This window comes from Amycolatopsis thailandensis, assembly GCF_042723255.1.
GTDB classification, from domain to species: domain Bacteria; phylum Actinomycetota; class Actinomycetes; order Mycobacteriales; family Pseudonocardiaceae; genus Amycolatopsis; species Amycolatopsis thailandensis.
This window is the reverse complement of sequence record NZ_JBHXJK010000224.1, coordinates 1-8,957: the sequence shown is the minus strand read 5'-3', so window position 1 is coordinate 8,957 and position 8,957 is coordinate 1. Positions and strand designations below refer to the sequence as shown.

The following is an 8,957-nucleotide window of genomic DNA, read 5'->3' as shown; positions in this document are numbered from 1 at the left end:
GCGCTCCCCCGCCCAGATGCGGGGGAGCGCCGCCGTTTCACTTACGCACGCGGCTTTTCGCGCTGCTCGTACGTCTCGATGACGTCGCCGACCTTGAGGTCGCTGTACGACCCCAGCGTCAGACCACACTCGTACCCGTCGCGAACCTCGACCACGTCGTCCTTGAACCGCCGCAGCGAGCTGATCGGCAGGTTCTCGGCGATGACGGTCGCGTCGCGGAGCAGACGGGCCCGCGCGTTGCGGCGGATCTCGCCCGAGATGACGAGACAACCGGCGATGGTGCCGATCTTCGACGACTTGAAGACGTCGCGGATCTCCGCCTTGCCGAGCTCGACCTCTTCGTACTCCGGCTTGAGCATGCCCTTCAGAGCCTGCTCGATCTCCTCGATCGCCTGGTAGATGACCGTGTAGTACCGGACGTCGACGCCTTCGCGGGTGGCCCGCTCGGTCGCCTTGCCCTGCGCACGGACGTTGAAGCCCAGGACGATCGCGTCGGACGCGGTCGCCAGGTCGATGTCGGACTCGGTGACGCCACCGACACCGCGGTGGACGACGTTGAGTTCGACGTCGTCGCCGACCTCGAGCTGCACCAGCGAGGCTTCGAGCGCCTCGACGGTACCGGAGTTGTCACCCTTGATGATCAGGTTGAGGCTGTTCGTCTCCTTCAAGGCGGAGTCGAGGTCCTCGAGGCTGACCCGCTTGCGGCGCGACGCGTTGAGGGCGTTGCGCGTCCGGGCGGAACGCCGCTCGGCGATCTGCCGGGCGACGCGGTCCTCGTCGACCACCAGGAAGGTGTCGCCCGCGCCCGGCACCGAGGTGAACCCGATGACCTGGACGGGACGCGACGGGTACGCCTCGGTGACGTCGACGTTGTGCTCGTCGACCATCCGGCGGACGCGGCCGTAGGCGTCACCCGCCACGACCGAGTCACCGACGCGCAGCGTGCCTCGCTGGACCAGCACCGTGGCCACCGGACCGCGGCCGCGGTCGAGGTGGGCCTCGATCGCGACACCCTGGGCCTCCATGTCCGGGTTGGCCCGGAGGTCCAGCGCGGCGTCGGCGGTCAGCAGGATCGCCTCGAGCAGGCCGTCGATGTTGATGTTCTGCCGCGCGGAGATCTCGACGAACATCGTGTCGCCGCCGTACTCCTCGGCGACCAGGCCGTACTCGGTCAGCTGCTGCCGGATCTTGTCCGGGTTCGCGCCTTCCTTGTCGATCTTGTTGATCGCGACCACGATCGGCGCCTTGGCGGCCTGCGCGTGGTTGATCGCCTCGACCGTCTGCGGCATCACACCGTCGTCGGCCGCCACCACGATCACCGCGATGTCGGTCGAGTTGGCACCACGAGCACGCATGGCGGTGAACGCCTCGTGACCCGGGGTGTCGATGAAGGTGATCAGACGCGGGTTGCCTTCGAGCTCGGTCTCGATCTGGTAGGCGCCGATGTGCTGGGTGATGCCACCGGCTTCACCTTCGCGCACCTTCGTCTTGCGGATCGTGTCGAGCAGGCGGGTCTTACCGTGGTCGACGTGACCCATGATGGTCACGACCGGCGGACGGACCTGCAGGTCTTCTTCCTCACCCGCGTCTTCGCCGTAGGTGATGTCGAAGGTCTCGAGCAGCTCCCGGTCCTCTTCCTCGGGACTGACGACCTGAACGTTGTAGTTCATTTCGCCGCCGAGCAGTTCCAGGATGTCGTCGGACACCGACTGCGTCGCCGTGACCATCTCACCGAGGTGGAAGAGCACCTGCACCAGCGAAGCCGGGTTGGCGTCGATCTTCTCGGCGAAGTCGGTCAGCGAGGCACCACGCGGCAGACGGATCGTCTCGCCCTGGCCCTTGGGCAGGCGGACGCCGCCGACGCTGGGCGCCTGCATGTTGTCCATGTACTCCTGGCGCTTCTGGCGCTTGGACTTGCGTCCCTTGCGCGAAGGGCCACCGGGACGCCCGAAGGCACCCGCGGTACCGCCACGGCCACCGGGGCCACCACGGCCGCCGCCCCCGCGGAAGCCGCCGCCACCGGCCGGGGCACCGCCACCGCCACCGGGGCCACCGCCACCGGGACGGAAACCGCCGCCACCGCCACCACCGGGACGGAAACCGCCACCGCCGCCACCGGGACCGCCGCGGAAACCTCCGCCGCCGCCACCGGGACCGCCGCGAGCGCCGCCACCGGGTCCACCACGGGCTCCGCCACCGGGTCCACCACGGCCGCCACCGGGACCGCCGGCCGGACGGGCCGGGCGGCCCGGCATCATGCCGGGGTTCGGGCGCGGGGGCATGTTGCCCGGGCTCGGGCGGTTACCGCCAGGAGCGCCGCCACCGGGACGCGGGGCCGGACGGTCGCCGCCCTGGCCGCCACCGGGACGCGGCGGACGGTTGTCGCCGCCCTGCTGGTTCCCGCCGCCGGGACGCGGTCCCGAGGGACGCGGCGCCGGGGCACCGGAACCCACACCGAACGGGTTGTTGCCGACGCGCGGGGTGCGCGGGCCGGGCTTCGGACCGCCGGGCTTGGGGCCCTGCGGCTTCGGCGGCACGACCGAACCCTGCGACGGCGCCTGGGACGCCGGCGGGGTGGCCGGTGCTGCCGGGGTCTCCTGCTTCGGCTCGGCCGGAGCGGCCTTCGCCGCCGGAGCGACCTCTTCCTTGGGCGCCGGCGGCCGGGGGCCGGGGCGCGGACCCGGGCGGGCGCCCGGGGTCGGCCGGGACGACTGGGCCGGAGCCGGAGCCGACGGGGCCGGGGTGGACGCCGCGGGGGCGGCCGGAGCCTCGGTCTTCGCCACGGGCGCGGGCTGAGCCGGCTTCGCGGCCGGAGCCGGGGCGGCGGGCTTCGCGGGCGGCGCGGGACGCGCCGGCGGGCCCGGGTTCGGGATCGGCTTCTTGCTCTTGCCGTCCTTGGACGGATACGCGTCACGGAGACGGCGGGCGACCGGCGCCTCGACGGTGGACGACGCGGACTTCACGAACTCGCCCTGTTCCTTCAACTTGGCGAGAACTTCCTTGCTGGTGATGCCGAGCTCTTTCGCGAGCTCATGTACTCGGGCCTTGCCTGGCACAGCTCTCCTCATCTGGGGAGGCCGGCGGCAGACCCGCAGACCTCGTCCTATTGTCGCGCGTTCATTGATTCAGCTTCACGGCTGACTCATGACGGGTCGACCTGCTTCCTGATTCCATCCGGCACCGGGGATGTCCCGGCGCCCTTCATTCCTCGGCGAGCCGCTCCAGGCGTTCGTGGACACCCTGGGCGTCGAGCGACCCCGGAACACGAAGTGCTCGGGGAAACGCCCTGCGCCGCTCGGCCTTGGCAAGACAGTCCGGCACGGGGTGCAACCAGGCACCCCGGCCCGGCAACCGCCGACGTTCGTCGACGATCAGCCGGCCGTCCGCCGCGACCACTCGCAGCAACTCGCCGATCAAGGCCCGCCGACGGCAACCGACACAGGTGCGGACCGGGGCTACCCGGTCTTGCAGGGGGTCGGTTCCCGGCGGCGGACGCTGAACCACTCGTAAGTCTAGCGCTTCGACCTTCACTCAGCCGAACCGGTTGCCGCGGCGGGCCGCGCCTGCCCGGCGTGTGCTTCGTCACCCTGCTCAGGAGCGGCGTCGCTGCGGATGTCGATCCGCCAGCCGGTGAGCCGGGCGGCGAGGCGGGCGTTCTGCCCTTCCTTGCCGATCGCGAGCGAAAGCTGGAAGTCCGGGACGACGACGCGAGCGGTCTTGGCCCGCTCGTCGACGACCTTCACCGACACAACCTTCGCGGGCGACAGCGCATTCCCGACGAACTTCGCCGGGTCTTCCGAGAAGTCGATGATGTCGATCTTCTCGCCCGCGAGTTCGCTCATCACGTTCCGCACCCGCGCGCCGACCGGGCCGATGCACGCGCCCTTGGCGTTGACGCCGGGCACCGTGGAGCGGACCGCGATCTTGGTCCGGTGTCCGGGCTCGCGCGCGACGGCGGCGATCTCGACCGTGCCGTCGGCGATTTCGGGGACCTCGAGGGCGAACAGCTTGCGCACCAGGTTCGGGTGCGAACGCGACAGCGTGATCTGCGGGCCGCGGTTGCCGCGCGCGACGGTCACGACGAAGGCCTTGATGCGGCTGCCGTGTTCGTACGACTCGCCGGGCACCTGTTCGACCGAGGGCAGCACGCCTTCGATGTCGCCGACCTGGATGACGACCATGCCGCGGGCGTTGGCGCGGGCGTCGCGCTGGACCACGCCCGCGACGATCTCGCCCTCCTTGGCGGAGAACTCGCCGAAGGTCTTCTCGTGCTCGGCGTCGCGCAGGCGCTGCAGGATGACCTGCCGCGCGGTGGTCGCGGCGATCCGCCCGAAGCCCTCGGGGGTGTCGTCCCATTCCTCGTCGGTCTGGCCGTCCGGGGTCAGGGTGTGCGCGAGGACGCGCACCAGCCCGCTCTTGTGATCGATGTCGATCCTGGCGTGCGGCTGGTGGCCCTCGGTGTGCTTGTACGCGGTGAGCAACGCAGTTTCGATCGCTTCGATCACCGTCTCGAAGGGGATGTCCTTGTCCCGTTCGATCGCGCGCAGCGCTGCGATGTCGACGTTCACTTCGGCTCCTCCTTCGGCTCCGTGGTGGCGGCGTTCAGGGCCGACGCATCGGTTTCCAACAGTTTCAGGTCCTCGGCAGGTGGTTGCTTGAACTCGATCTCGATGACCGCTTTGGCCACCGAGGCGTAACCGACGTCCCGGATCTCGCCGTCGACGAGCACGCGCGCGGACTTCTCCCCCGCGTGCCCGACCCGGCCGATGAACGCGGCGCCCTCGGCCGGGGTGACCTTGACGAGGCGGAACTTCGCGCGGCGCCAATGCCGCGGCAGGGTCAGCGGCCGGTCGAGGCCCGGCGAGGTGACTTCGAGCGTGTACGCGCTGGCGATCACGTGCTCGTTCTCGTCGAGCGCGGCCGAGACGGCCCGGCTGACGCCCGCCACCTCGTCCAGCCCGACTCCGTCGTCCCCGTCGACGACGACCTTGACCAGCTGACGGCGGCCTGCCTGCTGGACCTCGAAGGAATCGAGGTCGAAACCCGCGGCCTTGACGGCTTCGGCCACGATGGGCTCCAGCCTGCTGGCGAGGTCGTTGGGCACGGTGGAGCGCTCCTGTTCGGCTGTGGGCGACCCGGCGGCGTGGATCCGGGTTCGGTAGTGGGCCAGCTTATCTGGTGACCCCCGCGTGACGCGCGAGCGGCGGCCCCGCACGGGGTACTGGCAGGATGGGGCGGCGTGACCGGAAGATCGACAGAGCCCACCTTGCCGAGCCGTCGCACTTTCCTGTGGATGGGAGCGCTGGCCGCGGTGGCCGTGCCGCTGGCGGCCGCCTGCTCCCCCGGGTTCGACGAAAGCCCTGACCCGCTGGGTCCGCTGCTGCGCGCGGCGGAGACCGACGCGGCCGGCGCGAAGGCGCTTGGCGCCGAGGGTGAGGCTGTCGCGACAGCGCGGGCCGCGCACGCGGCGGCACTCAAAACCGAGGTGGACCGGCTCAACCGGCCGAAGCCTGAGCAGCCGGGTCCGGCGGCGACCCCGCCACCGTCGTCGCTGGACGGGCTCAAGGAACGGCTCGCCGTGGCCCGCAAACAGGCCGAGGGCCTCGTGCCCTCGCTGCCCCGCTACCGCGCCGGGATGGTCGCCTCGATCGCGGCGGGCTGCGCGGCGTTGCAGCAGAGTTCGGAGAAACTCGGCCGCGGCGACGACGCGGGAGCCGTCGACGTGCCGGCCGGGGTCCAGCTCGGCGGGGAGACGGCGGACGCCGTCCAGCAGGCGCTGGGTGCCGAACACGCGGCGATCTGGGTGTACGGACTGGTCAGCGCGTACCTGCCCGCGGCCTTCGGCGGCGCGGTGTCGCGGGGTACGGCCGAGCACGTCAAACGGCGGAACGTCTGCGAACGGATGCTTTCCGCGGCGGGGCAGCCGCCGGCCGGACCGGAGGCGGCGTACGTGCCGCCGAAGCCGGTGACCGACGCGAACTCGGCGATGGAGCTGGTGGCGACGGCCGAGTCGGACGTGGCCGCGGCCTGGCTCGGCGTGATCGACCGGACCGACGACGCGGCTTTGCGGACGACGGCGCTGAACGCGCTGGTCGGGTCGGCGCGGCGAGGGACGGCTTGGCGGGCGGAGTTCGGCGCGAAGCCGGTGGCCGTCGCGATGCCGGGTCAGTCGGTCTGAGGTCTTTCGGATGTCATGAAAGGGTCTTTCAAGACGTTTTTCGTCCTGAAAGACCCTTTCATGACATCCGTGGAGGGGAGCGGGTGACTCAGCGGCGCAGGTCGCCCGAAAGCCGCAAGGCGTCGGTCGCGATCCGCTCCAGCAGCGGCTTGTCCTTCTGCTTGTCGTAGAAACCGGCCAGCACGATGGCCACCTCGGGCCCGGTGACGTGGGAGTCGTAGGCCGCGTCCTGCCCGGAGATCTTCGGCGCGCCCTGTGCCTTGAAGGTGCCGTCGCGCACCAGGTCGGAGACGTTGCCCGTGCCGTCCTTGTCGGTGAGCGCCTTGAGCTGGGTCGCGGTGACCTCGCCCGGCATGGTCACCAGGACGACCGAAACCAGCGCCTTCTTCCCGCCGGACTCCGTCGTGTACAGCGCCCGCGACAGCCGCGTGCACGGCGTCTGGGTGAAGAAATCCTTGGTCTGGCCGTAGGCCTTGCTCACGCAGTCGGTGGTGACCTGCGGCCCCTCGGCGAGCGTGTACTGGAACTGCCCGGTCTTCGACGGCGTGTCCGCGACCGGGGTCGGCTCCGGCTCGTGTCGGATCACCCACCACAGCAGCGCGGAGACGACCGCGATGGCGACCAGACCGGCGCCTTTCAGCGCCAGGGCCTTGGTGTCCCTCGACGGCTTCGGCGCAGGCGGCGGCCCCGCCGGCCCTGCCGGTCGCACCGGCTGAAGCCGGGCCGTTTCCGTCGGTCCCGGAGTAAATTGCGCACCAACCACGGGAACATACGGTAGTTCACGCCGGTCCGGCGGTTCACCTGAACGTGCTTATCACCCGTTCGACGTCGTCAGCGGTGTTGTAGAGGTGGAACCCGAAACGCTGCTTTCCGGCCCGGGTACCGGCCACGATGCCCGCTTCCCGCACTTTGGCGGCGTCGGCGTCGAGCGAAACGATCGCACTCCCCTGAACGGGTGATCCGAGCGCTTCGAGGAGCGAGTCGGCGAGACCCACGCAGTGCGCGCGGACGGCGTCGAGGTCCAAGGACCCGAGATAGTCCAGCGAGGCGGCGGCGCCGACGTACGCGAGCCAGGCCGGGGACAGGTCGAGCGAGCGGGCGCCCTCCGCGAGCCGCAGCGGGAGGCCGTAGACGGTCTGCCAGCGGTCTTCCCCGGCGTACCAGTTTGCCGCGACCGGTACCGCCCGCTCCAGCACTCGCGGATGCGCGGCCAGCCACGCCGCCCCGCGCGGGGCGAGCAGCCATTTGTACCCGGCGGCGACCACCCAGTCGGCCCAGCCGACGTCGAGCGGCTGCCAGCCGGCGGCCTGGGTGGCGTCGAGCAGGACCGTCGCGCCCGCCGCCTCGGCCGCGCCCCGGAGCCTGTCGAGGTCGACCTGGGCGCCATCGGCCGACTGGACGACGCTGACCGCGACGAGGTCGTGTCCGTCGACGCGTTCGGAAAGCTCGGCGAGCGGGACTTCGGTGACCTTCACCCCGCGGTGCGACTGGGCCGCGAACGGGAAGGTGACGCTGGTGAAGTCGTTCCCGGCGACCAGCACGCTCGCGCCGTCGGGCAGCCCGGCCGCCACGTTCGCGATCAGCTGCGAGACGGACGCCCCGATCGCGACCCGCTCCGCCGGGACCCCGATCAGCGCGCCGAACCCCGCCCGCGTCCGCGCGACGGGCTCGTCGAAGTCCGTCGGACGGGCCTCGCCGCGCCGCCACCGCTCGACCGCCTCCGCCACCGCGTCGGCCACGTGCGACGGCGGGATGCCGATGCTGGGCGTGTTCAGATATCCGGGCGGGACGGCGAATTCGGCTCCGAAGGTCTGCATGCTCCCGAGGCTAATGAGATTCCGGGAGCAAGGCCGCGACGTCGGCGTAGGACGGCGGGGTCAACGGGAGCTCGCCGCCGTCGCGGACGGCCTCGACGGTGCGGAGAGTGGCGGCCAGCGCCATCCGGTACGGCAGCGAGCCGAGGCTGACGCGCGCGACACCGAGCCCGGCCAAACCGGCGACGGTGACCTTGCCGGGAAGGAACAGCAGGTTCACCGGCACCTCGACCGCCTTGACCAGCCGCTCGACGTCCGAGGGATCGGCGAGCCCCGGCACGAACACGCCGTCGGCCCCGGCGTCCACATAGGACAGAGAGCGCTCGATCGCGGTCTCGATGCGGGGGTCCCCCAGCCAATGCGTGTCCGTTCGCGCGTTGACGAAGAGGCCGGGAGCCTGTTCCTTCGCCGCCGCGATCTTGGCCGCGTGCCGGCCGGGATCGCCGAGCACGTCTTCGAGGTTGATGCCCGCGACCCCGGCCTCGGCGAGCTCCGCCGCCAGCGCGCTGACCTCGCCCGGATCGTCGCTGAACCCGTCGGCGAGGTCGACGCTGATCAGCGCGTCCAGCCCGGTGAGCCGCCGGGCCAGCCGGACGGTGGCGTCCTTCGAGGACGGGGCGCCGTCCGGCTCGCCCTCGACGGCCGAGACCCCGAGGCTGGTCGTGCCGAGCGCCGGGAAACCTTGCGCCGCCAGAAAGGCGGCCGAGCCGAACTCCCAGACGTTCGGCAGGAGCAGCGGGGAACCGGGGACGTGCAGTGCGGCGAATGCGGTCATGGCACGACGGTAGCCAGCGGACGCTTCGGTGGCGGCCGAAGTGTCACTCGGCGGAACTCGCGTGCTCGGGCACGGGACTCGCGTGCTTGAAGGCGGAACTCGCGTGCTTGGAGGGACGGCACGTGTGATCAGACGGACGACACACGTGCCCGGACGGACGACACGGGTGATCACACGGACGGCACACGGC

The 8,957-nt window shown here is 71.3% G+C and carries 8 protein-coding genes; 1 reads left to right on the top strand and 7 read right to left on the bottom strand.

Going from position 1 to position 8,957, the window contains the following annotated elements; translation table 11 throughout:
- Nucleotides 1-41: 41 nt before the first annotated feature.
- The 4 genes from infB to rimP all read right to left on the bottom strand — a co-directional run bounded on the left by infB (nucleotide 42) and on the right by rimP (nucleotide 5,104).
- Nucleotides 42-3,056, bottom strand: coding sequence for a translation initiation factor IF-2 (gene infB, locus ACFWMR_RS41385; RefSeq protein WP_378382348.1), 3,015 nt, complete (start codon nucleotides 3,054-3,056; stop codon nucleotides 42-44).
- 145 nt (nucleotides 3,057-3,201) lie between these two features.
- Nucleotides 3,202-3,504: a YlxR family protein gene (locus tag ACFWMR_RS41380; protein ID WP_093935690.1), complete on the bottom strand. Its 303-nt coding sequence runs from the start codon at nucleotides 3,502-3,504 to the stop codon at nucleotides 3,202-3,204.
- Nucleotides 3,505-3,527: 23 nt separating this feature from the next.
- Complete coding sequence (gene nusA, locus ACFWMR_RS41375; protein WP_093935691.1) at nucleotides 3,528-4,568, bottom strand: transcription termination factor NusA; 1,041 nt, start codon at nucleotides 4,566-4,568, stop codon at nucleotides 3,528-3,530.
- The gene (gene rimP, locus ACFWMR_RS41370; RefSeq protein WP_093935692.1) at nucleotides 4,565-5,104 is read right to left on the bottom strand and encodes a ribosome maturation factor RimP; all 540 of its coding nucleotides are present in this window, start codon (nucleotides 5,102-5,104) and stop codon (nucleotides 4,565-4,567) included. The genes nusA and rimP overlap by 4 nt, the downstream gene beginning before the upstream one ends.
- 135 nt (nucleotides 5,105-5,239) lie before the next feature.
- On the opposite strand from rimP, the gene ACFWMR_RS41365 reads away from it, so the two are divergent.
- Nucleotides 5,240-6,178 (top strand): ferritin-like domain-containing protein, encoded by a 939-nt coding sequence (locus ACFWMR_RS41365; RefSeq protein ID WP_378382346.1) that lies wholly within the window; start codon nucleotides 5,240-5,242, stop codon nucleotides 6,176-6,178.
- A gap of 88 nt (nucleotides 6,179-6,266) precedes the next feature.
- Here the strand turns inward: ACFWMR_RS41365 and ACFWMR_RS41360 are convergent, their stop codons facing one another.
- From ACFWMR_RS41360 to ACFWMR_RS41350, 3 genes are all read right to left on the bottom strand, one after another.
- On the bottom strand, nucleotides 6,267-6,887 hold the full coding sequence (locus ACFWMR_RS41360) for a hypothetical protein (RefSeq protein WP_378382345.1): 621 nt from the start codon (nucleotides 6,885-6,887) through the stop codon (nucleotides 6,267-6,269).
- Between the two features lie 88 nt (nucleotides 6,888-6,975).
- A complete protein-coding gene (locus ACFWMR_RS41355) occupies nucleotides 6,976-7,995 on the bottom strand; it encodes an aminotransferase class V-fold PLP-dependent enzyme (protein ID WP_378382343.1) in 1,020 nt (339 codons plus the stop codon).
- A 10-nt stretch (nucleotides 7,996-8,005) separates the two neighbouring features.
- Nucleotides 8,006-8,767 (bottom strand): isocitrate lyase/PEP mutase family protein, encoded by a 762-nt coding sequence (locus ACFWMR_RS41350; RefSeq protein WP_378382342.1) that lies wholly within the window; start codon nucleotides 8,765-8,767, stop codon nucleotides 8,006-8,008.
- Nucleotides 8,768-8,957 lie beyond the last annotated feature (190 nt).

Coding starts and splice junctions, on each gene's coding strand:
- ACFWMR_RS41355 (WP_378382343.1), bottom strand. CDS start 7,995: ATGCAGACCTTCGGAGCCGAATTCGCCGTCCCGCCCGGATATCTGAAC.
- ACFWMR_RS41350 (WP_378382342.1), bottom strand. CDS start 8,767: ATGACCGCATTCGCCGCACTGCACGTCCCCGGTTCCCCGCTGCTCCTG.